General features: G+C 44.0%; 24 protein-coding genes. 6 read left to right on the top strand and 18 right to left on the bottom strand.

Features of this window, described 5'->3' with window-relative positions:
- Nucleotides 1–62: 62 nt before the first annotated feature.
- Together OCU38_RS08335 and cydH are read right to left on the bottom strand one after the other, a co-directional pair.
- Nucleotides 63–1217, bottom strand: coding sequence for a patatin-like phospholipase family protein (locus OCU38_RS08335; RefSeq protein ID WP_261822718.1), 1155 nt, complete (start codon nucleotides 1215–1217; stop codon nucleotides 63–65).
- A gap of 17 nt (nucleotides 1218–1234) precedes the next feature.
- On the bottom strand, nucleotides 1235–1324 hold the full coding sequence (gene cydH, locus OCU38_RS17100) for a cytochrome bd-I oxidase subunit CydH (RefSeq protein ID WP_390625219.1): 90 nt from the start codon (nucleotides 1322–1324) through the stop codon (nucleotides 1235–1237).
- Between the two features lie 230 nt (nucleotides 1325–1554).
- Between cydH and OCU38_RS08340 the strand changes: the two genes are divergently transcribed.
- The 3 genes from OCU38_RS08340 (at nucleotide 1555) to OCU38_RS08350 (ending at nucleotide 4189) form a co-directional block, all read left to right on the top strand.
- Entirely contained in the window at nucleotides 1555–2139 is a 585-nt protein-coding gene (locus OCU38_RS08340) for an outer membrane beta-barrel protein (protein WP_261822719.1), read from the top strand.
- 479 nt (nucleotides 2140–2618) lie between these two features.
- A complete protein-coding gene (locus OCU38_RS08345; RefSeq protein WP_261822720.1) occupies nucleotides 2619–4088 on the top strand; it encodes a sodium-dependent transporter in 1470 nt (489 codons plus the stop codon).
- A gap of 2 nt (nucleotides 4089–4090) precedes the next feature.
- Entirely contained in the window at nucleotides 4091–4189 is a 99-nt protein-coding gene (locus tag OCU38_RS08350; RefSeq protein WP_023402697.1) for a MetS family NSS transporter small subunit, read from the top strand.
- Between the two features lie 255 nt (nucleotides 4190–4444).
- On the opposite strand, the gene OCU38_RS08355 is transcribed toward OCU38_RS08350, so the two are convergent.
- From OCU38_RS08355 to yceD, 15 genes are all read right to left on the bottom strand, one after another.
- The gene (locus tag OCU38_RS08355) at nucleotides 4445–4870 is read right to left on the bottom strand and encodes a hypothetical protein (protein ID WP_261822721.1); all 426 of its coding nucleotides are present in this window, start codon (nucleotides 4868–4870) and stop codon (nucleotides 4445–4447) included.
- Nucleotides 4871–5075: 205 nt separating this feature from the next.
- Entirely contained in the window at nucleotides 5076–6464 is a 1389-nt protein-coding gene (gene ptsG, locus OCU38_RS08360; RefSeq protein WP_261822722.1) for a PTS glucose transporter subunit IIBC, read from the bottom strand.
- A 401-nt stretch (nucleotides 6465–6865) separates the two neighbouring features.
- Complete coding sequence (locus OCU38_RS08365) at nucleotides 6866–7636, bottom strand: TatD family hydrolase (RefSeq protein ID WP_261822723.1); 771 nt, start codon at nucleotides 7634–7636, stop codon at nucleotides 6866–6868.
- Between the two features lie 67 nt (nucleotides 7637–7703).
- Nucleotides 7704–8666, bottom strand: coding sequence for a DNA polymerase III subunit delta' (gene holB, locus OCU38_RS08370; RefSeq protein ID WP_261822724.1), 963 nt, complete (start codon nucleotides 8664–8666; stop codon nucleotides 7704–7706).
- Between the two features lie 5 nt (nucleotides 8667–8671).
- Nucleotides 8672–9301, bottom strand: a complete 630-nt coding sequence (gene tmk / locus OCU38_RS08375; protein ID WP_261822725.1) for a dTMP kinase — start codon at nucleotides 9299–9301, stop codon at nucleotides 8672–8674.
- On the bottom strand, nucleotides 9301–10317 hold the full coding sequence (mltG, locus tag OCU38_RS08380; protein WP_261822726.1) for an endolytic transglycosylase MltG: 1017 nt from the start codon (nucleotides 10315–10317) through the stop codon (nucleotides 9301–9303). The genes tmk and mltG overlap by 1 nt, the downstream gene beginning before the upstream one ends.
- The gene (gene pabC, locus OCU38_RS08385; RefSeq protein ID WP_261822727.1) at nucleotides 10310–11116 is read right to left on the bottom strand and encodes an aminodeoxychorismate lyase; all 807 of its coding nucleotides are present in this window, start codon (nucleotides 11114–11116) and stop codon (nucleotides 10310–10312) included. The genes mltG and pabC overlap by 8 nt, the downstream gene beginning before the upstream one ends.
- Nucleotides 11117–11224: 108 nt before the next feature.
- Nucleotides 11225–12475 (bottom strand): beta-ketoacyl-ACP synthase II, encoded by a 1251-nt coding sequence (gene fabF / locus OCU38_RS08390; RefSeq protein ID WP_023402689.1) that lies wholly within the window; start codon nucleotides 12473–12475, stop codon nucleotides 11225–11227.
- 101 nt (nucleotides 12476–12576) lie between these two features.
- Nucleotides 12577–12810 carry an acyl carrier protein gene (gene acpP, locus OCU38_RS08395; protein ID WP_017051317.1) on the bottom strand — a complete coding sequence of 78 codons (234 nt, stop codon included), beginning with the start codon at nucleotides 12808–12810 and terminating at the stop codon, nucleotides 12577–12579.
- A gap of 161 nt (nucleotides 12811–12971) precedes the next feature.
- A complete protein-coding gene (fabG, locus tag OCU38_RS08400; protein ID WP_261822728.1) occupies nucleotides 12972–13706 on the bottom strand; it encodes a 3-oxoacyl-ACP reductase FabG in 735 nt (244 codons plus the stop codon).
- A 24-nt stretch (nucleotides 13707–13730) separates the two neighbouring features.
- Complete coding sequence (gene fabD / locus OCU38_RS08405) at nucleotides 13731–14654, bottom strand: ACP S-malonyltransferase (protein ID WP_261822729.1); 924 nt, start codon at nucleotides 14652–14654, stop codon at nucleotides 13731–13733.
- A 66-nt stretch (nucleotides 14655–14720) separates the two neighbouring features.
- Nucleotides 14721–15671, bottom strand: a complete 951-nt coding sequence (locus tag OCU38_RS08410; RefSeq protein WP_261822730.1) for a beta-ketoacyl-ACP synthase III — start codon at nucleotides 15669–15671, stop codon at nucleotides 14721–14723.
- A gap of 5 nt (nucleotides 15672–15676) precedes the next feature.
- On the bottom strand, nucleotides 15677–16702 hold the full coding sequence (plsX, locus tag OCU38_RS08415; protein WP_261822731.1) for a phosphate acyltransferase PlsX: 1026 nt from the start codon (nucleotides 16700–16702) through the stop codon (nucleotides 15677–15679).
- 9 nt (nucleotides 16703–16711) lie between these two features.
- The gene (rpmF, locus tag OCU38_RS08420) at nucleotides 16712–16882 is read right to left on the bottom strand and encodes a 50S ribosomal protein L32 (protein WP_004414666.1); all 171 of its coding nucleotides are present in this window, start codon (nucleotides 16880–16882) and stop codon (nucleotides 16712–16714) included.
- Nucleotides 16883–16887: 5 nt separating this feature from the next.
- A complete protein-coding gene (yceD, locus tag OCU38_RS08425; protein ID WP_021712557.1) occupies nucleotides 16888–17424 on the bottom strand; it encodes a 23S rRNA accumulation protein YceD in 537 nt (178 codons plus the stop codon).
- 117 nt (nucleotides 17425–17541) lie between these two features.
- Here yceD and OCU38_RS08430 point away from each other — a divergent pair, with 117 nt between their 5' ends.
- Nucleotides 17542–18129 (top strand): Maf family protein, encoded by a 588-nt coding sequence (locus OCU38_RS08430; protein ID WP_261824264.1) that lies wholly within the window; start codon nucleotides 17542–17544, stop codon nucleotides 18127–18129.
- 25 nt (nucleotides 18130–18154) lie between these two features.
- Here OCU38_RS08430 and rluC read toward each other — a convergent pair whose 3' ends face one another.
- Nucleotides 18155–19096 carry a 23S rRNA pseudouridine(955/2504/2580) synthase RluC gene (gene rluC, locus OCU38_RS08435; RefSeq protein ID WP_261822732.1) on the bottom strand — a complete coding sequence of 314 codons (942 nt, stop codon included), beginning with the start codon at nucleotides 19094–19096 and terminating at the stop codon, nucleotides 18155–18157.
- A 602-nt stretch (nucleotides 19097–19698) separates the two neighbouring features.
- On the opposite strand from rluC, the gene rne reads away from it, so the two are divergent.
- Both rne and OCU38_RS08445 read left to right on the top strand, forming a co-directional pair.
- Nucleotides 19699–22782, top strand: a complete 3084-nt coding sequence (rne, locus tag OCU38_RS08440; RefSeq protein ID WP_261822733.1) for a ribonuclease E — start codon at nucleotides 19699–19701, stop codon at nucleotides 22780–22782.
- Between the two features lie 163 nt (nucleotides 22783–22945).
- Nucleotides 22946–24505: a SulP family inorganic anion transporter gene (locus OCU38_RS08445; protein WP_261822734.1), complete on the top strand. Its 1560-nt coding sequence runs from the start codon at nucleotides 22946–22948 to the stop codon at nucleotides 24503–24505.
- Nucleotides 24506–24556 lie beyond the last annotated feature (51 nt).

The following is a 24556-nucleotide window of genomic DNA, read 5'->3' on the forward strand; positions in this document are numbered from 1 at the left end:
TAGGTCGAAGTAAATGTGAAGCACTGTATATGCTAGTCGTGAGGCGCCTCACTTATTTGTAATCAATTATTGCAATGCTGTGTAGCAATTCTCATTCTTAATACTTTTTGGTACTCATCGACAAAACGATAACCCGAATTTAACCCTTGTTGATAATCAAAAAGTAACGCCTCATGGCTGCTCATTAATGACGAGCTGTGTAGCGGCTCTTCAGGGACAATTTGCATCACAAAACAGTCCTCTGGCGGCGTAGCAATAAATTCTTGCGTCAAAGCGTAGGTTTGATAATGCACCATCAACATATCGGCGATGCCGGCATCTAAACGGTTACCTAATAGATGCGATAAACGATACACACTATCGGCACCAAATAGCCAACGCCCACCATTAAGTAAATCTAGACTAGGACTGCTGGTATCGGCTCGGCTTTGCAAAATGCGCTCTTCGATAAACTCATCCACACTCTTCTTGCCTTTATCTATCTGCTCGCTCCAAAAGCTTTGAATATTATCGATGGGGCTTTTATACCAAACCTCTTTATCCGGAGGCTGTTGATTGTTATTCGCTTCTCTTGGTTCTGGAAACTCAGTTCGTATCACTATGATATTTCTGGCTTCTCGACGCCACGCTTCTTGCACTGGAATGGAAGCAGAAACACCGCCATCGACAAACTCGTTACCTGATAGCGAAATTGGCCTTGAGACCAAATTAGGGATGGCACAAGTCGCCCTAATTACGTCCAGCCAATCTTCTCCTAATAGCGGTAAATACTTATCATGAAACGTATCTGCGTGGGTGACGGCGGCAAACGCTCCTCTGTCACTAAGTACCTTTTTGCCCATATCAATATCGAGCTTATAAGGCGGCGAACAGATTTGGTTTAACGCCCAATCCAGACCGATATAGTGCTTTTGACGTATAAAACTGAACAGATTAAAGAAGCGATCGTCAGTGGTAAGATCCAATAAAAAAGATTTACCTAAGGTCGGTTGCCGACATAAGTAAGCACAAAGATTCAGTGCGCCAGCAGAAGTGCCATAAAAGGCGTCGAAAGGGTCAAAATTGGAATATAGGAATGCGTCGAGAACCCCTGCGGTAAAAATCCCTCGCTGTCCTCCTCCCTGCGCCACTAGCGCAGTTTCGCCTCCTATATATTGGCTAAATAATTTAGGATTGTAGGCTGTATGGTGACTGCAAATTAATCCGCTGTTCTCCATTTAATCACCCAGTGATATCAACTAAATATTGCCACTAAACCATAGGCAAGAAGTAAAGCAAGACTGGTTAAAACTATCACTAGGGTAAATTTCAATTCTGTACTCATCGGTCACCTTTTTATTTGTTGATACTCATCCCACATTAGCAGTACACTCCTGACGCTATATTTAGTATTAGCATTGCAACATGCTACTCTCAAGGCTTAACAAAAACCTGTGCAGAATTATGTAGTTACTGTCACAATTACTCTACAATAATGGTAATCCATATTTTCTCTTCTATGAATGAGTAGCAGACTGAACTAGATGCCTCTTGATCGACAAGGATGACAACACCATGAATAAAACAGCCCTATCCCTATTAGTATTAGCCTGCAGCTACTCTGCAGCTACTCAAGCTGACGTCTATATCACCCCTATGGTGGGCTATGGTATGGGAGGATCGTTTGATTCTGATAGCGGTGATAGCTTTGATATAGAAAGAAACGTCAATTACAACCTTGCGATTGAAACGGATGTCGATCAAGGTCGATTAGGTTTACTTTATTCTGAGCAACATTCTTCTATCGAAGATCTCGATGTTGATACCTCTTTACGCTATTTGCATTTTCAAAGTGCGGTCTACTACCCAACTGATAATTGGAACTCTTACCTTGGTTTAAGTTTGGGTGGTACACAAATTGATATTCAAGGTGCAAATACTGAATACAAATTCTCACTGGGCGTCTATGGCGGAGTGGAATACAAAATAACAGACTACTTTGCACTACAAGGACAACTGCGTTACATGGGGACTCTGGTCGATAGCGAATCCATTACTCTTTGTGATTCGAGCGCGGCAGGTAGCAACTGTAAAGTGGCATTTGCAGGCAACTGGATGAATCAACTGCAAGCAAATGTCGGCTTTACTTTCAGTTTCTAAATTCATATATATGCACGAAAAAGCATATATAATCACCACAAAATGTTAAGAGCCGAAAGATTACTGGTTTTTCGCTCTTAACTTGTCATTTAGTTATATCAACTGCCCATCCATACAAAACCGCACAAATGATATGAATTATCAGCGATATCCAGTTTGATAATTTACAAAATCTGTAATTTTCAGTAAAAATGCGATCTTTATTCCAGTATTTTAATTTTATTTTATCTTGCCAGACAGAATATCTCACGGTAATCTGCCCCTATCACTCAGAATAATCTTCTAGTTTTAGAGTCTGAGTAACAAAAAACACAACATATTCAACCACTTTTAAACATAAGAATCGGAACAAATCACTAACCCAGCGTACCGTTACAGGGTTAATGCTTTACAACTAGCACTAAAAGCAGAGAAAGAAACTCTCGCCTCTAAAATTAAGCTAGCCGCTCTTATGCAATTAATTACTACAAGGAGTAGTTATGAAACGAGAACAATGGGGTTCCCGTACTGGATTTATTTTGGCCGCAGTGGGCTCAGCAATCGGTTTAGGTAATATATGGCGATTCCCATATATGGCTTATGAAAACGGCGGTGGCGCATTCTTTATCCCTTACATTTTTGCCATGCTGACAGCCGGTATTCCATTTATGATTATGGAATTCAAATTAGGTCAAAAATACCGTGGTTCTGCACCAGCAGCACTAAAAGCCGTTAACCCTAAATTTGAGTGGTTAGGTTGGTTCCAAGTCGGTATTGCGGCATGTATTGCGGTTTACTACGTGGCCGTTATTGGTTGGTCTATTTCATACCTAGGTATGTCATTCCACCAAGGTTGGGGCACAGACACCAACGCATACTTCTTTAGCCAATATCTAAATCTAGGCGACAACTCACCGTCTAACTTAGGTTCTATCCAATGGAAAATTGCTGGCACTATGCTTCTAGCATGGGCTATTACTTACGCCGCTATCGTTGGTGGTGTTAAGTCTGGTATTGAACGTGCGGCAAAAATCATGATGCCAGTACTGTTTATCATGGTTATTGTCCTTATCATCCGCATGGTTTTCCTACCAGGCGCATTGAACGGTGTGAACTACCTGTTTGAACCTGACTTTAGCAAAATCATGGATATGAAAGTTTGGGCAGCAGCATACGGCCAGATCTTCTTTACCCTAAGTATCGGTTTTGCCATCATGCTGGCTTACTCAAGCTACTTACCTGAGAAATCAGACATCAACAACAACGCCTTCATGACCGTTTTGATTAACTGTGGTTTCTCAATCCTTGCGGGTATCATGATCTTCTCTGTACTGGGCTTTATGGCTCACCAACAGGGTAAAGAACTGACTGACGTTGTTTCAGCGGGTGTAGGTCTTGCGTTTGTTACCTTACCAGCGGCAATTAACGAACTACCAGCGCCATATATTCTTGGTCCACTGTTGTTCCTTGCGCTGACTATTGCCGGTCTAAGTTCTCACATTTCAATCATTGAAGCGGTAACATCTGCCATCATTGATAAATTTAAAGTGGGTCGTAAAAAAGCGGCAACGTTAGTGTGTGGTATTGGTGCTTTTGTTTCTCTTGCATTTGCAACTAACGGCGGTCTATTACTGCTTGATTTGGTCGATTACTTTACCAACCAAATTGGTATCGTTCTAAGCTGCTTCATTGAAGTGCTACTCATCGTCTGGGTTGTTAAAGCGGCGACTATTCGTAACTATGTAAACTCAGTATCAGATTTCAAAATTGGCATTTGGTACGACCTATGTCTGAAAGTAGTAAGCCCTGCAATTCTTGCAATTACTCTTTTCAATACATTGAAAACAACACTAACAGACGGCTACGGCGGTTACGCACAATCTGATCTTCTAATGTTAGGTTGGGGACTACTGGCTCTACTTGCGGTAATCGGTATTGCTATCAACGTATTAAGCAAAAAGGAAGCGTAATTATGACTACTAGTGCAATCATTATGATGATTCTTGGTCTTGGGATTACTTGGGGTGGCGCAGCTATCTGTATCCGTAAGGCGATGAAAAAACAACAATAAGCCTACTTAGCTTATGAATAGAACCGAGCCTTAGTGCTCGGTTTTTTATTGCCTAAAATAACTGATAGCAATCGTACTAAATTACAGGTTATTCTAGCTTGTTAAAATACTCGATAACTGCGTTAGACTTTTTGAATGTAGGGTAAAGCATAGAGATTTAGCATAGAAATCAAGGGCTAAATCAAGGGCTAGATAGAGATAATAAAAAACCGACCTAAAGGTCGGTTAGAGTGTCTTACAGTGAGCTAAAAATGGTTAAAAGCGATATGTCACACCAATACCTGCGCCAAACTGTAGTTTTGCCTTCTGTTGCAATTGCCATTCTGGATTAATGTGCCCGTAAGCGTTCCAGTTAGGGGCAAAGTTCCAATCTAAGCCCAGAGGAACACGCAGACCAAAGTCATCATTCCACTCGTACCATGCACCCGCGCCTACAAACCAGTTAAAAGGAATATCATCCGCAAAGCTACCTTGAGAAAAGTGATAATCAAACGCCATACCGTCGTTCCCTACTGACAAATTGTATTTATCTTCAAACTTAACGACAACACTAAGGCCTTGATCTAATCCCATACCTAACTTTACAGCACCGCTGTTAGAAGTTGCGGCTTTGGCGGCTCCCACATAAGTTGCTAGCCCAGTAAGAACAACAGTAACCAATGCTAACTTCCCAATATTCACTTTTTATTCCCTATTTGTATGCAATTTGCCTTATATTACCCTGATTTTTACGCCTTTTGTCAGTAAAAACACATCAAATGTATCAAAGTGCGTTTTGTGACACATTTTTTAATCAAATCACTTTGTTTTCATATCAGAAACTAGCGATGACTCAATAAAAAAGGAGGCTTAAATAAGCCTCCTTCGTATCGTTTACAGAAAATGATTATCCGTTGTTACGAATCCACTCATCCATATCCGTTTTCAAATTATCAGATTTAGTACCAAAGATAGCTTGAACACCACCAGATACGACAACTACACCCGCCGCGCCAAGCTGTTTCAGTTTATCTTGGTCAACAATCTCAGTGTCTGCTACCGCAACACGTAGACGTGTAATACATGCATCTAGACCTGTGATATTGTTCTTACCACCAAATGCGGCAACTAACTCACCTGCCAGCTCACTACCGGTGAAGCTTGTGCCTTCTTCTGCGGTTTCATCTTCGCGACCTGGAGTTTTAAGGTCCATAGCCAGAATCACAGTGCGGAATACAAAGTAGTAGATAGCCGCATAGCCAAGACCCACCGCTACCATAAGTCCCATTTTCTGAGCGTTGCCCGAAAGTACCAAGAAATCAATCAAACCGTGAGAGAACGAGGTTCCGTGAACAAAGCCTAGAGTGTTAGACACTACGTATGCAGAACCGGCTAGCAAAGCGTGGATTCCGTACAATACCGGTGCTACGAACAAGAATGAGAACTCAATTGGCTCTGTAATACCTGTTAGGAACGAAGTTAACGCTGCAGACAACATGATGCCCATGACTTTAGTTCTGTTCTCTGGTTTAGCACAATGCGCGATAGCGATAGCCGCTGCTGGCAAACCAAACATTTTGAACATGTAGCCACCAGCAAGTTGACCGAAGCCATTACCCGCCGCGCGCGAAGCATCATCAGCTACCAAGTAACAAGTCAAAATACCGTGTTGGACTTCACCCGATGCATTCACACAGTTACCAGCTTCGAAGAAGAATGGCACGTTCCATACATGGTGTAAGCCAAACGGAATTAATGAACGCTCGATAACGCCGTAGATACCAAATGCCAATTGTGGGTTTTGGTTAGCCGCCCAATGTGAGAACCATGAGATGCCGTTACCAATAGGAGGCCATACGAAAGAAAGCACAATGCCTAGGCCAATAGCGGCAAAACCTGTGATGATAGGTACAGCACGTTTACCGGCAAAGAATCCTAAATATTCAGGCAATTGAATTCGATAAAAGCGTTTAAATGCCCATGCCGATAGTGCACCAATTAAGATGCCGCCAAGTACCCCTGTATTGATAGGATCAGTCGTTTCCAATACTTCAGACATTACGCCCAAAGTAGCAGCCATAATGCCGTAGCCAACAATAGAGGCTAAACCCGCTACACCATCATTATTGGTAAAACCAAGTGCCACACCTACTGCAAATAGCAATGGCATCTGATCAAATACTGAGCCACCCGCTTTCTCCATTAAGGATGACACGACATCTGGAATAAAGCCTAAGTCGGCAGCCCCTACACCAAGTAGAATACCTGCAACTGGAAGTACTGATACTGGCAGCATCAATGACTTACCCCCGCAGCCAAAATGATAGACCTTGCTCTAAAAACGTAACCGAATCCGATTATATTTTTCTTCTCTAAATATATAGGTATGCTTTTTAAGTTTCTTTACCCTGCAAAATACAAGTTGCTAAAAGTGGCTATAGATCACATTTAGCTCATTCGTAAATTCGCCATAAAAACAAACATAAGACATTGAATTAATAAGCAAAAACTTAATTCGCGTTTAAAAATCTTTTCGCTATTCGTTGAATATCACTTATTTTTCAAATAGAAATTAACCTATTTCATCTCTGTGACATAGATTTTCAACACAAAAAATAAACAACAACAAATTCAGTAAAAACTAGCAATAACCGTTAACTAAACGAGCAGAAGGTGTAGAATTTAATGAAAACTAATTTAGCGACTCAAAAAAAGATCTGAGAAATTTTGCGTTGTGCTACTCGCAACCTCTCCCAAAGATATCCCTTTTAACTGAGCAATGTAGCTTGCAACTTCGACTACATACGCTGGCTGGTTTTCATTTCCTCTATGTGGAACGGGCGCTAAATAAGGCGAATCAGTCTCAATAAGCAAACGTTCTAGAGGTAAAGCTTTCACAACTTCTTTTAGTTCAGTTGCTTGGCGAAAAGTGACAATGCCCGAGATTGAAATATAAAACCCCAACTCCATAGCCGCTTCCGCAAAAGCACGATCTTCGGTGAAACAATGGATCACTCCACCGCAACGCTCTGCATGTCCCTTTTTGAGTATAGACAAAGTCTCAGAACGAGCCAATCTAGTGTGAATAATCAAAGGTTTATTTACATCTACCGCTAGTTCAACTTGCTGCTCAAATCTTTCTATCTGCAACGCTTTAGTTTCTGGCTTGTAATGAAAATCTAAACCTGTTTCGCCAATCGCCACCACTTTGTCTTGTTGAGCAAATGACGCTAACTGCTGATAGTCGAAATCACTTTCTACATCTAAAGGGTGAACGCCTGCAGATGCATGCACTTGAGGAAACGGCGCAATCAGCTCCATCATTTTTGGAAAGGCTTCTAACGTTACCCCAACAGACAATAACTGTTTAACATTGGCTTGCTCGGCTTTTGCCACAACATCGGCAACACTGGTATGCAAATCTTGATAGTTCAATTTATCAAGATGGCAATGAGAATCTACAAACATATAACACCTATAAAAAAACGCGCCTTAAGCGCGCTGCAAACATTGATTAACGAACCACTTGATAGCGCTATGACATCTTGGTTTCAATTAACCACTGACTTAATAATAACTCTTTATTTAAACCTGTGTGTACGGTCAGTTGCTCAGTTAGCTCTGCCAATCGGCGAGACAGTTCAAAGGTTTTTTGATAATCCACTATGGATTGTAATCGCTTGAGTCCTGCATGACTTTCAACCGTCGCTTGTGCAACAAAGAAGCTTTTTTGCAATTCAATCAACGCAAGAGAGAGACGGTTAAGTTTACTCAAAGTCTCGCTTGCACATGCATCCACAAACGCTTTAGGCAATGCAAACTCTTGCTCTAAGAAATCAGCCAGTGCCTCAATTGTGGCATCAAACTCGATATTCTGCCCTTTCTCAACAAACTCTTTTAAGGTTAACGGCGCACCTAAGCAGACCTGGTAATAAAGCTCAGGTACGTTACCAATATTATTGTCGGTTAGCCAAGAGCGATAATTGTTCAGATCCGGCGTTGGGATGTGCCATTGCTGACAACGACTTTTAATGGTCGGCAACAATCGGTGAGGTGCGTGGCTTCTTAAAATAAACACACAACTTTCTGGAGGCGTTTCTAGCGTTTTAAGCAAAGCATTCATCGCTTGCTCTGTCATTGCTTCCGCAGGTTGAATCACAATGACCCTTTTACCACCAAGTTGAGAGGATTCCAGCGCGTAGCGATTCCCTTCTCGGATCTGGTCTACCGAAATAGAGCTTTTGCCTTCTAATGGCATAATTCGATGAAAATCAGGGTGAGTATCCGCTTGGAAAAGCTCGCAGCTATGACAAAAACCGCACGCCTCAGTATCGCTGTTATTACACAGCTGCACTTTAACCAACTGATTAATAATCGACTCTTCACCTAAACCTTTAGTTGCACTAAAGAGCAAAGCGCCGGGCAATACCCTTTGTTCTAAACTCGAATGCAGCTGATTCCACGTTGCTTGCAACCAAGGGTATTGGACATTATTCATCGCTATTATTTTCCTAACCACTGCTGTAGAGCTGACTCGATATCTGAGGCCACTTGCTCAATTGCCTGCCCTGCGTTAATGACAACAATAGAATCATCACTGGCAGCCAATTCTAGATAACGAGCGCGGGCACGTTCAAAAAACGAAATATCCATTTTTTCAATGCGATCAAGCTCGCCACGGCCTCGTGCACGCTCTAAACCTAAGCTAGGTTCAATATCCATGTACAAGGTTAAATCAGGCTTAAACTCGCCCAAACTGATCTGTTTGAGTGACTGCATGGTATCCGCCGAGATTTGACGACCACCACCTTGATAGGCTTGTGAAGAGAGATCGTGACGATCGCCTACTACCCAATGCCCTTGTGATAACGCAGGTTTAATAACCGTTTCGACCAACTGCACGCGCGCGCCATAAATAAGCAGCAATTCGGTAATGTCTTGTAACTGCTCTGACGCATGCTCTTCTTTTACCAAAGCGCGCATTTTTTCGGCAAGAGGCGTTCCGCCCGGCTCTCTAGTAGACACTATATCTTGAATGCCGGAGGCGGCAAGCTGAGACATGATCTTAGAAATTGCGGTGCTTTTACCTGCGCCTTCTAAGCCCTCAACCACGATGAATTTACCTTGCTTCATTATTTTCGAGCCCTTAATTTTCTTAAATACGCTTGTACGGCGCGATTATGATCTCTGAGATTTTTGGAAAACACATGCCCGCCATGACCACTCGCCACAAAATAAAGATACTTACTGTCATCTGGGTTAACTGCTGCTGCAATCGCTTCTTCACCAACCATAGCAATAGGCGTCGGCGTCAGGCCGTAAATAGTATAAGTGTTGTATGGCGTTGGTCTTTGTAAATCTCGCTTGCGAATATTGCCTTGGTATTTATCGCCCATGCCATAAATCACCGTTGGGTCAGTTTGTAAACGCATGCCTATTTTTAGACGATTCACAAACACAGACGACACCAATGGTCGCTCCTCAGGCACTGCGGTTTCTTTTTCGATAATAGAAGCTAAGGTCAGCGCTTGATACGCGGTCTTTAATGGCAAATTATCTTGGCGCTCCGCCCAATATTCTTCTAGGACTTTATTTAATTGATTGTGCGCACGTCTCATCACATCAAGATCAGACATGCCTACGGTATAGCGATAAGTCTCGGCTAAAAATAACCCTTCGAGTTTGTCTCTATCAATATTTAACGCCTGCGCAATCTCGGCCTCGCTCATATCTTTCGTGCTGTGAACTAAGTGAGGTGCGCTATCAAACTGCCCTCTCCACTCTTTAAAGGTGCTACCTTCAACAAATGTGATGCTAAATTCGGCTTGCGAGCCATTAACTAGGCTTACCAGAGCTTGCTCTAAGGTCAGGTTAGGCTCTATTTCAAAAGTGCCCGCCTTTACTTTGGTCAGTTCAGGATGGGCGCGACTGGCTAGGCGTGAAAACTCACTTGGCTGTACCCAGTCATTATTTTCAAATCGGCGTAATAATGAGTTAAATGAAGTGCCAGGTTTGATAGTGATTAACGTTGGCTCCTCTATCTGTAGCGGCTGGTTCATATAGCTAGTCAGTTGATTCCATACATAAAACAGACCACCGCCGGCTAACACCACCAACAAAACACATAGGGTTATAATTTTTTTAAGCACTATTTATCCTCTCCTGGAAATCGCGAGTCATTATACCGATTGGAAAACATTTATGGGTGATTTTTATAATTGGAGCCACACCTAATAGGGAATTACACATAAACACCTCGTCGGCGTCTAATAGTTGTGCAACAGTCATGCTTTTTATGACTACAGGAATGTCACGTTGCGCAGCATCTTCTAATATCCAGCGACGGGCGACTCCGGCAACACCACAAAGCTCGATACTTGGGGTATACAAAACGCCTTTTGATACCCAAAACAGATTCGCCATAGTAGTTTCGACAACATGCTCATTGAGATCAAGCACAATACCATCGGCATAACCTTGCGCTTCAATATCTGCTTTCAACAATACTTGTTCTAAGCGGTTATTGTGTTTATGACCGGCAAGTAAAGGATTTAGGCCAAGTTTATGCTGGGCAAGCCCCAACTCAACGCCTTGTTGCTGCCAGTTTAGGTAGTGAGTTGGATAGACAAATTCACTAATAGTCACTTGCGGAGTATCAACACCGGTTGGGCTATAACCTCGCCCGCCGCTACCACGGCTTACATGCAGCTTTACTCCAGCAACCCCTGTATCAATCGCGGCGTGCTCTACCCACAGACGGACCAAGTTCCAATCCGGCTGAGTAATTTGTAACAAAGTTAAACACGCCTGCATTCGATCGACGTGCGCCGCCCAATGTTGCGGTTTTCCATCTAAGGTTCTAATGGTAGTAAAACCGCCATCACCGTAATTGAAACTTCTATCACTTGCCAAAATCGTGTCTTTTTCGACGCCATTTATCCAATACATGCTTGATTCCAAAGATGACCGACAATAAAAAAGGCCAGAGCCAGTTTCGATTGAAACTGAGTCTGACCCAAACTATTTTAACTCACAACTTTGAGGTTGCTAGGTTAATTAGATCTTTTTGAAGATCAACGAACCGTTAGTGCCACCGAAACCGAATGAGTTACATAGAGCATATTCCATCTCTACATCTTGAGCTACGTTTGGTACTAAGTTAATACCCAGTGCTTCTGCGCGCTCGTCAATTTCATCAAGGTTGATTGTAGGTGGAACTTTCTGGTCGCGAAGCGCCAATGCGGTAATGATAGCTTCAACTGAACCTGCCGCACCTAATAGGTGACCGATCATAGATTTAGTAGAAGATACACGTACTTGAGCTGCACCTGCATCTCCTAAAGCGCGTTTCACGCCTTTAAGTTCTGCTACGTCACCTGCTGGTGTCGATGTGCCGTGTGCGTTGATGTAGCCAATTTGCTCACCTGTCACACCTGCATCACGCATAGCGGCTTCCATTGCTAGAGCGCCACCTGAGCCATCTTCACTTGGAGAGGTCATGTGATACGCATCGCCGCTCATGCCGAAGCCAACAAGTTCACAATAGATATCAGCACCACGAGCTTTCGCTGATTCGTACTCTTCCAGTACCATGATGCCCGCGCCATCACCTAATACGAAACCATCACGATCTTTGTCCCACGGACGAGAAGCCGCTTGAGGGTTTTCGTTATTAGTAGACAGAGCTTTCGCTGCACCAAAACCTGCGATACCCATTGGAGTTGACGCTTTTTCAGAGCCACCTGCAACCATTGCATCTGCATCACCGTAAGCAATCATACGAGCCGCATGGCCAATATTGTGCAAACCTGTAGTACAGGCGGTAGAGATAGCAATGTTAGGACCACGAAGGCCACGCATGATAGAAAGATTACCTGCAACCATGTTTACAATGGTTGATGGAACGAAAAATGGACTCACTCGACGTGGACCTTTCGCGTTCATAGTATGAATACCGTTTTCAATCAGACCTAAACCACCGATACCTGAACCAATTGCTACGCCTACGCGACTGCAATTTTCGTCAGTGATTTCTAGGCCAGAATCATCTAGAGCTTGGATACCTGCTGCGATACCGTATTGGATAAACAAATCCATTTTACGAGCATCTTTTTTAGACATGTACTCTTCGCAGTTAAAGTCTTTGATAAGACCTGCAAAGCGTGTTGAAAATTCGGTGGTGTCAAAGTGTTCGATATTCGAGATACCGCTTTGACCTGATAGCAGGGCTTTCCAAGAAGATTCTACGGTGTTGCCGACCGGTGACAACATACCCATGCCAGTGACAACTACACGACGCTTGGACACGATTTTTACTCCGGGGTTAGATTAATGAGAGATGGAAATACAACGATAAGGAAGCTGTAAAGAATCAGGCGGTCAAAGAAATTAACCGCCTGAGAAGAGAATTACTGAGCGCTAGTTACGTAATCGATAGCAGCTTGAACAGTAGTGATTTTCTCTGCTTCTTCGTCAGGAATCTCTGTGTCGAATTCTTCTTCTAGAGCCATTACTAGCTCAACAGTGTCAAGAGAGTCAGCACCAAGATCGTCAACGAAAGATGCTTCGTTCTTAACTTCAGCTTCATCAACACCTAGTTGTTCAATGATGATTTTTTTTACACGTTCTTCAAGATTGCTCATTTTTTATTTCCTATACATAAGTCGCTGAATGCGATGTTTTGCGTAGTTTATTCAAAAGGTAAAAAGTTGCAAGGGCATCCTTGCTGGTCAAACCACAATTTTTTCATTTACCCGATTTTAATGGCACTTTTGACTTATATCACGTCAAATAATGCACAAAATTACACCATGTACATGCCGCCATTGACGTGTAATGTTTCACCTGTTATATACGCGGCGTCTGGAGAGGCAAGAAATGCCACAGCAGCTGCGATTTCACGAGGATCACCTAAGCGACCAGCTGGCACAGAAGACAGTGTTGCTGCGCGTTGCTCATCATTTAGTGCTTTTGTCATATCAGTTTCGATAAAACCTGGTGCTACAGTATTGACTGTTACGCCGCGAGAAGCAACCTCACGAGCCATAGACTTAGTAAAACCAATTACGCCAGCCTTAGCAGCTGCGTAGTTTGTTTGTCCAGCGTTGCCCATAGTACCAACAACTGAACCTACGTTTATGATTCTACCGCATCTTTTCTTCATCATGCCACGTAGAACAGCTTTAGACAAACGGAAGATTGAAGTTAGATTGGTATCCAAGATATCAGTCCACTCATCGTCTTTCATGCGCATTAGCAAGTTGTCACGAGTAATACCCGCATTGTTTACTAGGATATCAAGAGGACCAAAATCAGTGGTAATCTGTTTTAGTACAGCTTCAATAGAAGCAGGGTCTGTTACATTTAGTGCCAATCCCTTACCATTTTCACCTAAGTACTCACTGATAGCTGCCGCACCGTTTTCACTCGTTGCAGTACCGATAACCGTTGCGCCGCGAGCCACTAGTGTCTCAGCGATAGCGCGGCCAATACCACGGCTAGCACCAGTCACTAATGCGATCTTTCCTTCAAGGTTCATTATTTATTGTCTCCGTTAAGAATCTTATTTCGCAGCTTCTAGTGATGCTGTGTCATTCACTGCTGCAGCCGTTAGGCTTTTCACGATACGTTTAGTCAAACCCGTTAGAACTTTACCTGGGCCCAACTCAAAGAGTTTCTCTACGCCTTGCTCATGCATGCTCACTACGCCTTCAGTCCAACGTACTGGGCAATAGAGTTGACGTACAAGCGCGTCTTTAATTTTTGCAGGATCAGTTTCTGCTACAACGTCAACGTTGTTGATCACAGGTAGCGTTGGAGCATTAAATTCAAGATCTTTCAGTGCTTCAGCCAAACGATCCGCTGCAGGCTTCATCAGTGCACAGTGCGAAGGTACTGATACAGGTAAAGGCAGTGCACGTTTCGCGCCCGCTTCTTTACACAATACGCCCGCACGCTCTACCGCGGCTTTATTACCTGCGATAACCACTTGACCAGGAGAGTTGAAGTTTACTGGAGAAACCACTTCGCCTTGCGCCGCTTCTTCACACGCTTTCGCAATAGCGTCATCTGCTAGGCCGATAATTGCGTACATTGCGCCTGTACCTGCTGGTACCGCTTCTTGCATCAATTGACCGCGCAGTTCAACCAGTTTAATCGCTTGTTTGAAATCGATTACGCCAGCACAAACCAAAGCTGAGTATTCACCTAAGCTGTGGCCTGCAACCAATTCAGGAGTGGCAAGACCTTGCTCATTCCATACACGCCAAATGGCAACAGATGCCGCTAGCAATGCAGGTTGAGTGCGGTGAGTTTGATTTAAATCTTCTGCAGGGCCATCTTGAATCAGTGCCCATAGGTCATAACCTAATACTTCAGATGCTTCAGCAAAGGTTTGTTTAACAACATCAAATTGCTCGCCAAGATCGGCCAACATACCAAGGCTTTGAGAGCCTTGACCTGGAAATACGATTGCAAACTTGCTCATAATTCGTCCTAAATATTGAAAAAGAAGTGCAGTTGCACTTCTTTAAATTAATCATTTGCGCTTTTATCAGAACCTAACTAGCGCAGAACCCCAAGTGAAACCACCACCAAAGGCTTCTAGCAACATCAACTGACCACGCTTAATTCGGCCATCGCGTACCGCCTCATCGAGTGCGGTTGGTACCGTAGCGGCTGAAGTGTTGCCGTGACGATCAAGGGTTACTACCACTTGATCCATCGGCATTGACAGTTTTTTGGCTGTCGCAGAGATGATTCTTAGGTTGGCCTGATGCGGCACTAGCCAATCTAAATCTTGTTTCTCAAGGTTATTGGCTTTCAGCGTATCGGTAACTAAACGTGAAAGCTGAGTTACTGCCACCTTAAATACTTCATTGCCCGTCATGTGTAGCCATTTATCGACTTCACCACCACGAACTGGCATTTCAAGGCTCAGTAATTCACCGTAACGACCATCCGCGCCAAGGTGCGTAGATAAGATGCCTTGTTCTTCACTGGCACCTAATACCACTGCACCCGCACCGTCACCAAACAAGATAACGGTTGAGCGATCAATTTCATCTACTGATTTTGATAGAGCGTCAGCACCGATAACCAAAATGTTTTTACACATTCCAGAACGGATATGCTGGTCAGCTACCGACAACGCATACACGAAGCCAGTACATGCTGCCGCTATATCAAAAGCAGCACAGCCAGGAACGTCGAGCATTCCTTGAATTTGACACGCAGATGATGGGAAGGCATGGCTACCACTGGTAGTGGCAACAATAATAAGATCAAGATCGGCTTTATCAATACCCGCCATCTCAATCGCATTTTTTGCTGCAATAAAGCCCATATCGGCAACGGATTCATCCGCTGCTGAAATACGACGCTCTTTAATACCAGTACGAGCTACAATCCACTCGTCGTCGGTATCAACCATTTTTTCTAGATCTGCATTGGTGCGCACTTGAGAAGGCAGATAGCTGCCTGTGCCTAATATTTTGCTATACATGAAGACTAATTTTGCCTCTCGAGTAAAACGGTTTCCAAACGGTCACTTATACGACTGGGTACTTGACGTTTGACCTCGTGAACTGCCTCTATGATTGCATTGATGATAGCAGTTTTATCCGCACTTCCGTGACTTTTAATGACAATGCCGCGCAATCCTAACAAACTTGCCCCGTTATACTGGTCGGGGTTCAGTTGTTTTAGCTCAGAAAACAGCTCCGAGAAAATAATTTTTGATATCCAAGCTCTGAACTTGGATGCCAGCATATGATGTTTTAACCTATCTAGAAATAGATTGGCTACCCCTTCAGATGCTTTTAAACAGACATTGCCGACAAATCCATCACAGACAACAACATCGGCTTCATCTTGTAATAGCTGATCTGCTTCAATAAATCCAATGTAATTAATAGATTCTGTTTGTTGCAGCAATTCAGCGCAATCTTTTACCAGATCATTCCCTTTAATATCCTCTTCACCGACATTTAAAATCGCCACTCGTGGTGAACGATGCAAATGCTCTTCGGCCAAGGCCGAGCCCATCACAGCAAATTGAAACAAAGTGTTCGCATTGACCGAGACATTCGCCCCAAGATCAAGTAGCCATACTTTTTCGCCGTTGCGTGTTGGCAATGCCGAAACCAGTGCAGGTCGTTCTATACCCGGCAAAAGTTTTAGGCGATAGCGAGATAACCCCATTAAGGCACCCGTATTACCACCACTGACACAGGCTTGTGCGGTCTGCTCTTCAACCAGATCGATTGCGCGACGCATAGAGGTACCTGCGCTACGGCGCATAACGGATGAGGGTTTATCGGTGTCTGCAATCACTTTATCGGTATGTTCGATGTGAATGCGTGCATTGGGGTAAGATCCCAATGTAGAGAGGTGGGGAATGAGGACGGATTCGTCACCCACTAAAATAACTTTTAGCTCTGGAAAAATAGACAATGCCTGCACGGCGGCAGGCACTGTAATATGAGGACCGAAGTCCCCACCCATTGCATCCAGTGCAACGGTAATCGTTCGCAAAAAGTAACCTTACTTGTTGATTACTTTTTTGCCACGGTAGTAACCTTCAGCAGTCACGTTGTGACGTAGGTGAGTTTCACCTGAAGTTGCGTCTACAGATAGTGCAGCTGTAGTTAGCGCATCGTGTGAACGACGCATGCCACGCATTGAACGTGATTTTTTGCTCTTTTGTACGGCCATTGACCCTACTCCTTTGTCTTTGCTTTTAAGCTTTTTAAAACTTCGAACGGGTTTGGTTTCTCTTCCTCAATTTCTTCAGGAATGTCACCAAAAACCAAGTTATGTGTATTTACGCTACATTCAGATACATCATGCATTGCTACTTGAGGTAAGTTTAGAATGAACTCGTCTTCAACTAACTGTATGAGATCGCATTCACCGTACTCGTTCAGATCTACCAAATCGTACTCTTCCGGGGCTTCCTCTTCGGTCTTTTCGCCCTTATTAGGGGTATAGACGAATTGGACTTCACAATAATGTGTGAAGTTCTCATTGCAGCGTTGACACTCTAAATCGACTTCGACGTTAGCTTTACCAGAGATAACGACCAATCGTTGTTCATCTAAGTCAAATGACAATGTGACTTCTGCGTTGCGTTTTACGCCTTCGACCGACTCGGCCAAGCGCTTGAGCAGACTGACTTGGATGATGCCATCATAGTCTAGTCGTTTCTGAGCTGCTTTACTCGGGTCAACCGTTCGCGGTATTTTTACCTTTTGCATAGGGCGCGAATATTATCTCTCAAATCAAATTTAGTCAAAGGAAAACAGAAAAAACTTACTCAATTTTTGTACGTCGATTATTCTATGCCAAACAATTCAAACATCGAACTGGAATTCATGAACGAATATCAAATTGTGTTAGCCTCGACATCCCCTTATCGAGCAGAGATTCTGCGTAAATTATCGGTTTCTTTTATACAAGTCAGCCCTGACTTTGACGAAACGGCTCTAGATAATGAATTACCCGAGCAGCTTGTCGCAAGACTGGCTGAAGGAAAAGCCAAATCTTGTTCTCTTCCTGATGGTCAGCACCTCGTGATTGGCTCTGACCAAGTTTGTGTGGTTAATGGTCGCATTGTGGGTAAACCGCATACCACAGCGGGTGCGATACAACAGCTTACCGAGCAAAGCGGCCAAACCATTACATTTTATACTGGACTTGCCTTGCACAACACTAAAAGTAGTCGCACTCAAGTCGTTGTCGATACCTTTAAAGTGCATTTTAAAACGTTATCCGACGCTCAAATCAAACGTTACGTTGAATTAGAGCAACCGTTAAATTGTGCCGGTAGCTTTAAAAGCGAAGGCTTAGGCATCGCTCTATTTAGTGCACTCGAAGGCAAAGATCCTAACACCCTCATCGGTCTACCGCTCATTGAGCTTATCGACCTATTAGAAAATGAAGGTGTTTCTATCTTAGGTTAAGCGCGAATAGTCCATCATTTGACGTCTAGATTCGCAGTTTCTCAATCGCACGCGTCAGTTTACCTTCCATTGGTGCCGAGATATCCATCTCTTCTTCGGTACCTGGGTGGGTAAACTTAATGTTGGCCGCATGTAGGAATAAGCGGTCTAAGCCTACTTTCGCGGTAAATGCATCGAAACGGCGATCGCCATAACGATCATCCCAAGCAATTGGATGACCCGTATATTGAACGTGCACACGAATTTGATGAGTACGGCCAGTAATTGGGCTTGCTTGAATTAAAGTTGAGTTATTCAGCTTTTCAATCACTTTAAAGCGCGTTTCTGACAGCTTACCGTTCGGGTTCACACGTACAATGCTGTTCACTTCATTTTTAAGAAGTGGCGCAGTCACTTTACGAATGCTGTTCTTCCACTCACCCATCACCAAGGCAAAATAATACTTCTGCACGGTTTTCTCGCGAAACTGCGCTTGTAGATGGCGCAGTGCCGAGCGTTTCTTGGCGACTAATAAAATGCCAGAAGTATCTCTATCAATACGATGCACAAGTTCTAAAAATCTTGCATCCGGTCTTAATGCTCGTAGCGCTTCAATAGCGCCAAACTTCAAACCACTGCCACCGTGCACAGCCGTGCCTGATGGTTTATTTAAAATAAGCAGATGATCGTCTTCATATAAAATGCGGTGTTCAAGCTCAGACACTTTATTGAGCTTAGTGCTCAACGCAGGTGTTTCTTCGGTAGCAGGAAGCGTCACTGGTGGAATACGCACCACATCGCCTGCCTGAAGTTTGTATTCGGCTTTAATACGCTTTTTATTCACGCGCACTTCACCCTTACGTATGATTCGGTAAACCATACTCTTTGGGATTGCTTTTAATTGATTGCGCAGAAAATTATCGATGCGCTGTCCTGCCATGTCAGAATCTATCTCAACAAACTGGACTGGGGTTCTAATTTCACTCATTTGCCTAGTGTAACATTCTAAAGTGTTCTAAATCACATCTTTCTACTCTGCGCTAGATAAATTGACCGTGACGCGCTTTTGTACGTAGATGATTTAAAAACCTGTGTACAACATTACACCGTCACAGTTTTGTCATTTTTACTCACATTAATTAATTCTAATATAATCAGTTAATTAGCTATCTTTACTTGGTATTTGTTGGTTTTTTTTCTATCCTTTATCTGTTTGTTGATTGCTGTGCATTAGTGACACTGTTATAGTTCGTCAATCAATATGTCCCCTTGGTTGTTTTTTACACTTTACTAAGGCGCAAATTGACAAGAAATGAAAGTTGATTGTTCATTATTCCGTGCAGCGTAAGGCATAAGACATTGATTCTGAACAAGCATGTCGCACAACTTTTACCTATCGATGCAGAGTTCGACTGCAAATTTTTCGCAGATCACCTTTTCCTGAAGAGCAAAATGTGATGGCTAAAGTGTCCCCGAGCATCCCTTCCAGCCGTGAGGCTGCACCGATCGACCATGGGATCAGGCACCATTGATAGGAACAATTGCGACAATCACAAATAAAATAATCAGAGAAAAACGACGAGAATTCGAATGAAAAGAATGTTAATTAACGCAACTCAAAAAGAAGAGTTGCGTGTCGCCCTCGTTGATGGACAGCAACTGTTTGATTTAGATATCGAAAGTCCTGGCCACGAATCAAAGAAGGCGAATATCTACAAAGGACGTATCACTCGCATTGAGCCAAGCTTGGAAGCAGCATTTGTTGACTATGGCGCAGAACGACACGGATTCCTCCCTCTTAAAGAAGTAGCACGCGATTACTTTCCTGCAGGCTACACCTACCAAGGTCGTCCAAGCATTAAAGAAGTGCTTAAAGAAGGCCAAGAAGTTATTGTTCAAGTTGAGAAAGAAGAACGTGGTAACAAGGGCGCAGCTCTTACTACTTTCATCTCTCTTGCAGGTAGCTACTTAGTATTAATGCCTAACAACCCAAGAGCCGGCGGTATTTCACGTCGTATCGAAGGTGACGAACGCACCCAACTTAAAGCAGCACTAAGCACTTTAGAGCTACCGCAAGGCATGGGTCTAATTGTTCGTACAGCCGGTGTTGGTAAAAGCGCTGAAGAACTTGAGTGGGACTTAAATGTGCTACTTAACCATTGGCGAGCAGTAAAAGAAGCGGCTGATGCAAATCAAGCGCCTTTCCTTATCCATCAAGAAAGTAACGTTATCGTTCGTGCTATTCGTGACTACTTACGTCGCGATATTGGCGAGATCCTAATCGATAGCAACACTATTTTTGAACGTGCTCAAGCACACATTCAATTGGTACGCCCAGACTTCGTTAATCGTGTTAAAAAATACGAAGGTGAAGTGCCTTTATTTAGCCACTACCAAATTGAAACTCAAATCGACTCTGCGTTCCAACGCGAAGTACGCTTACCTTCTGGTGGCTCAATCGTTATTGACCCAACAGAAGCACTGACTTCTATCGATATCAACTCTGCTCGCGCAACCAAAGGCAGTGACATCGAAGAAACCGCTCTGAATACAAACCTAGAAGCAGCCGATGAAATTGCTCGTCAGCTACGTCTACGTGACCTTGGTGGTCTAGTGGTTATCGACTTTATCGATATGACGCCAGTTCGCCACCAACGTGAAGTTGAAAACCGCTTACGCGAAGCGGCTCGTTTAGACCGTGCCCGCGTACAGATTGGTCGCATTTCACGCTTCGGTCTTCTAGAAATGTCTCGCCAACGCTTGAGCCCGTCTCTTGCTGAAGCTAGCCACCATATTTGTCCTCGCTGTTCAGGTACAGGCGTGGTTCGTGATAACGAATCTCTAGCTCTATCTGTTCTTCGTCTAATCGAAGAAGAAGCGTTAAAAGACAACACCGCGCAAGTACTGGCTGTTGTGCCTGTGCCTATCGCGTCGTACTTACTCAACGAAAAACGCCGCAGCGTTAATCATATTGAGCGTAGCCAAGAAGTTAAGATACTTATTGTACCTAACTCAGACATGGAAACGCCTCACTACGAAATCGTTCGCGTTCGTGAAGGTGAAGAACAAAGCCTACTTTCATACCTATTGCCTAAAAAGCTAGATGCAATGAAAGAAGCGGAAGCTCGCGAAGCGGGTGAAGTAGAAGTTGCGCCAAAACGCATCGAAGAACCTGTACTACAAGGTTTTGCTTCTCCAACGCAATCTGCAGCGCCAAAACCACAAAAAGCGCCTGCTGCTGAAGCAACTAAACCTGCTCCATCAGCGCCAAAAGCGCCAGGTTTGTTCTCTCGCATCTTTGCCGCTATCGGTAAATTCTTTAGCTCTGAAGAAGTGAAAGAAGAACCTGTAGTAGAAGAAAAACCAAAACCACAACGTCGCGATCGCAATGACAACCGTCGTCGCAACAATCGTGATAATCGCCGCAGAAATAACAACCGCTCTAATCGTAACAATACAGAGCGTGATGAAGCTGCGACTGATAAGTCTAATTCAGCGTCTACTCAGCAAGATGCGCCTCGTAAAGAGAATAAGCGTAAACCTCGCAAAGAAAGAAAGACTCCGAATAAAGTTGAAGAACAAGGCAAGAAAATCGCTGAGCAAGCTCAGAAAGAGCCTGAAGCGACAGCTAAGAACGAAAAAGAAACTAAGACTAGTCAGGTTAAACAACGTCGCCAACGTCGTCAGATGAAAAAACAAGTGCGCGTTAAAGACCAACAAACTGAAGCAAACCAACAAAATGTTGAAGTGGCTAAAGCGGCTAAGCCTGCTGCAGAAAAACCGGCTAAGAAACAACAACCGAAAGGTCAGGTTTCTACCGAGACGACTGCAACTGAGCAAGCAGACAAGTCTGAGCAAAACGAAGCGCCACAACAACGTCGTAACCGTCGTTCACCTCGTCACCTACGTGCCAGTGGACAACGTCGCCGTCGCGGTCGCGATCGCAGACCTAATCCGTTCCGTCTACGTAAAGGTGGTGTTGCCTCTCCTGAGATGGCAATGGGTAAAGTTATGCCAAAATATGACTTACCTAAGCCTAAGAGAAAGCCACGTGTAGCTGAAGAAGTTATCGCTACAGGTATCACCAGTGGTGTTGCTTTCCCTGAAATGTCGATGGGTAAAGTGATCATCATGAAAGCGGCGCCAGCGGTTACTGAGCAATCTGTTATAGAGCAACCTATTGCGAAAACAGAAGCGGTAGTGACTGAAACTGTTGCAGCTCCACAAGCTGAAGTGAAAGCGGTTGAAACGCAAAACGTTGAAACACCTACAGTAGCACCTGTTGCGAATGAAGTTGTTGAGCCACAACCTGCGCCAGTGACTAATAAAGTTGCTGAAGCCGTTGTCGCACCTCAGGTAGAAGCAGAAACTAAAGCGGTTGAAGCTACTACTAATGAGCTAGCGGTTAGCGAGCCAGTTGTTACTGAGGCACCAGTTGCAGAACCAGCGCCTGCTAAAGCAGAACCTGTTGCAGCGGTTGAGCCACAAGCGCCAAAAGCAAGCTTTAAAGGTCACGCTCAATCGGGCATGACTAGTGCTCCTGGTCCACAGCAACTACAGGAAATTACGGTCAACGCCGCAAACTTCCGTAGTGAACGCTTTGAAGGTCGCGCTGCCGGTAGTCAGGCAGCAACGCATCAAGCCTCTGCGGGTACGACTAAGCCTAGCTTCTAGTTAAAGCAAATGTAACTCGAGAGCCAGCCATTAGGTTGGCTCTTTTTTTATATCTAGATAATACAAGATATGCATCTTGCATCTTATCTGTTGATTGCACTTCAATGGTGTTTCCGTTAGGATTCGCCGACTAAACAATAATTGTAAGAAGAAATGAATTCATATGTTTGAATCTCCTCAGTTTTCAACCACTAGCGTCAAGAATGATGTTCTGTCTGGACTCACAGTAGCCCTTGCCTTGGTTCCTGAAGCCGTTGCTTTTGCCTTTGTAGCCGGAGTTGACCCAATGGTCGGCCTCTACGCGGCTTTCATCGTCGGGTTAATTACTTCTATTTTTGGTGGTCGCCCGGGTATGATTTCTGGCGCGACTGGCGCAATGGCTGTGGTTATGGTCAGTCTCGTGGCTGTGCATGGCGTGCAATATCTATTTGCGACCATTATGTTAACCGGTGTTCTGCAAATATTGGCCGGCGTATTTAAATTGGGTAAGTTCATTCGCATCGTACCACATCCGGTTATGATAGGTTTTGTCAACGGTTTGGCGATTGTTATCTTCCTTGCTCAACTGGGACAATTCAAAGCCCCTGACATTGCAGGCGTAATGACTTGGCTTCCTAGCGATCAAATGGCGGTAATGTTTGCCCTAATTGCGCTGACTATGGCTATCATCTATTTTCTGCCGAAATTTACAACGGCCATCCCCTCTTCATTGGTTGCCATTGTCTCTGTCACCGCTATTGTTCACTTTTTTGGATTAGACACTCGCACCGTAGTTGATTTCTTGCGTGCTATGTCAGGCGACTCAAGTGCGACCTTAGCAGGCACGCTACCAACCTTCTCTATTCCACAAGTACCGCTGACCCTTGAGACGTTAAAAATCATCCTGCCATACGCCATCATTTTGGCAGCTATTGGCTTGATTGAATCATTACTGACTTTGACAGTACTCGATGAAATGACCAATACTCGCGGTAAGAGTAACCGTGAATGTGTCGGTCAAGGCATTGCAAACTTAAGCTGTTCGGTATTTGGCGCTATGGGCGGCTGTGCCATGATTGGTCAATCAATGATCAACATAAACTCAGGTGGTCGTGGACGACTTTCTGGGATTGTGGCGGCAATTGCGCTACTGATGTTCATCTTGTTTACTTCTGGTCTAATCGAAATGATCCCACTTGCCGCATTGGTTGGAGTCATGTTCATGGTGGTTATTGGCACTTTTGAATGGGCAACCTTTAAACTGGCTCGTCGCGTACCAAAACAAGATTTCTTTGTGATTATCCTAGTGACTGTAGTCACCGTACTGACCGACCTTGCAGTTGCAGTTGCGGTGGGTGTAATTGCTTCTGCACTGATGTTTGCATGGCAACATGCTAAGCACATTTACGCCAGCAGCCAGCTTAACGAGGAAGGCTCTAAGGTCTACCAAATCCACGGTCCAGTATTCTTTGGCTCAGTGGCTAACTTCCTAGAGCTATTTGATGCGAAGAATGACCCTGATGATGTGATTGTCGATTTTGCGGATTCTCGCGTGACCGATCACTCAGCCATCGAAGCCATCGAAACCCTTGCTGAGCGCTACAATACCGAAGGTAAAACCTTACACCTTCGTCATCTAAGCCAAGATTGTCGCGCACTATTAGACAAAGCAGGTAGCCTAGTTGAAATCAACGTTAAGGAAGATCCTAGCTATAAGGTCGCGACCGATGTTCTTGCCGGTTAAACTTTAGCAAACCTACACAATGCCGATATCACTTAAGTGTTATCGGCATTC

The organism is Vibrio neonatus, assembly GCF_024346975.1.
Lineage (GTDB): Bacteria > Pseudomonadota > Gammaproteobacteria > Enterobacterales > Vibrionaceae > Vibrio > Vibrio neonatus.

Excerpts from the sequence above, each read along its gene's own strand:
- OCU38_RS08335 (WP_261822718.1), bottom strand. The coding sequence starts at position 1,217 with ATGGAGAACAGCGGATTAATTTGCAGTCACCATACAGCCTACAATCCT.
- cydH (WP_390625219.1), bottom strand. The coding sequence starts at position 1,324 with ATGAGTACAGAATTGAAATTTACCCTAGTGATAGTTTTAACCAGTCTT.
- OCU38_RS08340 (WP_261822719.1), top strand. The coding sequence starts at position 1,555 with ATGAATAAAACAGCCCTATCCCTATTAGTATTAGCCTGCAGCTACTCT.
- OCU38_RS08345 (WP_261822720.1), top strand. The coding sequence starts at position 2,619 with ATGAAACGAGAACAATGGGGTTCCCGTACTGGATTTATTTTGGCCGCA.
- OCU38_RS08350 (WP_023402697.1), top strand. The coding sequence starts at position 4,091 with ATGACTACTAGTGCAATCATTATGATGATTCTTGGTCTTGGGATTACT.
- ptsG (WP_261822722.1), bottom strand. The coding sequence starts at position 6,464 with ATGCTGCCAGTATCAGTACTTCCAGTTGCAGGTATTCTACTTGGTGTA.
- OCU38_RS08365 (WP_261822723.1), bottom strand. The coding sequence starts at position 7,636 with ATGTTTGTAGATTCTCATTGCCATCTTGATAAATTGAACTATCAAGAT.
- holB (WP_261822724.1), bottom strand. The coding sequence starts at position 8,666 with ATGAATAATGTCCAATACCCTTGGTTGCAAGCAACGTGGAATCAGCTG.
- tmk (WP_261822725.1), bottom strand. The coding sequence starts at position 9,301 with ATGAAGCAAGGTAAATTCATCGTGGTTGAGGGCTTAGAAGGCGCAGGT.
- pabC (WP_261822727.1), bottom strand. The coding sequence starts at position 11,116 with ATGTATTGGATAAATGGCGTCGAAAAAGACACGATTTTGGCAAGTGAT.
- acpP (WP_017051317.1), bottom strand. The coding sequence starts at position 12,810 with ATGAGCAATCTTGAAGAACGTGTAAAAAAAATCATCATTGAACAACTA.
- fabG (WP_261822728.1), bottom strand. The coding sequence starts at position 13,706 with ATGAACCTTGAAGGAAAGATCGCATTAGTGACTGGTGCTAGCCGTGGT.
- fabD (WP_261822729.1), bottom strand. The coding sequence starts at position 14,654 with ATGAGCAAGTTTGCAATCGTATTTCCAGGTCAAGGCTCTCAAAGCCTT.
- OCU38_RS08410 (WP_261822730.1), bottom strand. The coding sequence starts at position 15,671 with ATGTATAGCAAAATATTAGGCACAGGCAGCTATCTGCCTTCTCAAGTG.
- rpmF (WP_004414666.1), bottom strand. The coding sequence starts at position 16,882 with ATGGCCGTACAAAAGAGCAAAAAATCACGTTCAATGCGTGGCATGCGT.
- yceD (WP_021712557.1), bottom strand. The coding sequence starts at position 17,424 with ATGCAAAAGGTAAAAATACCGCGAACGGTTGACCCGAGTAAAGCAGCT.
- OCU38_RS08430 (WP_261824264.1), top strand. The coding sequence starts at position 17,542 with ATGAACGAATATCAAATTGTGTTAGCCTCGACATCCCCTTATCGAGCA.
- rluC (WP_261822732.1), bottom strand. The coding sequence starts at position 19,096 with ATGAGTGAAATTAGAACCCCAGTCCAGTTTGTTGAGATAGATTCTGAC.
- rne (WP_261822733.1), top strand. The coding sequence starts at position 19,699 with ATGAAAAGAATGTTAATTAACGCAACTCAAAAAGAAGAGTTGCGTGTC.
- OCU38_RS08445 (WP_261822734.1), top strand. The coding sequence starts at position 22,946 with ATGTTTGAATCTCCTCAGTTTTCAACCACTAGCGTCAAGAATGATGTT.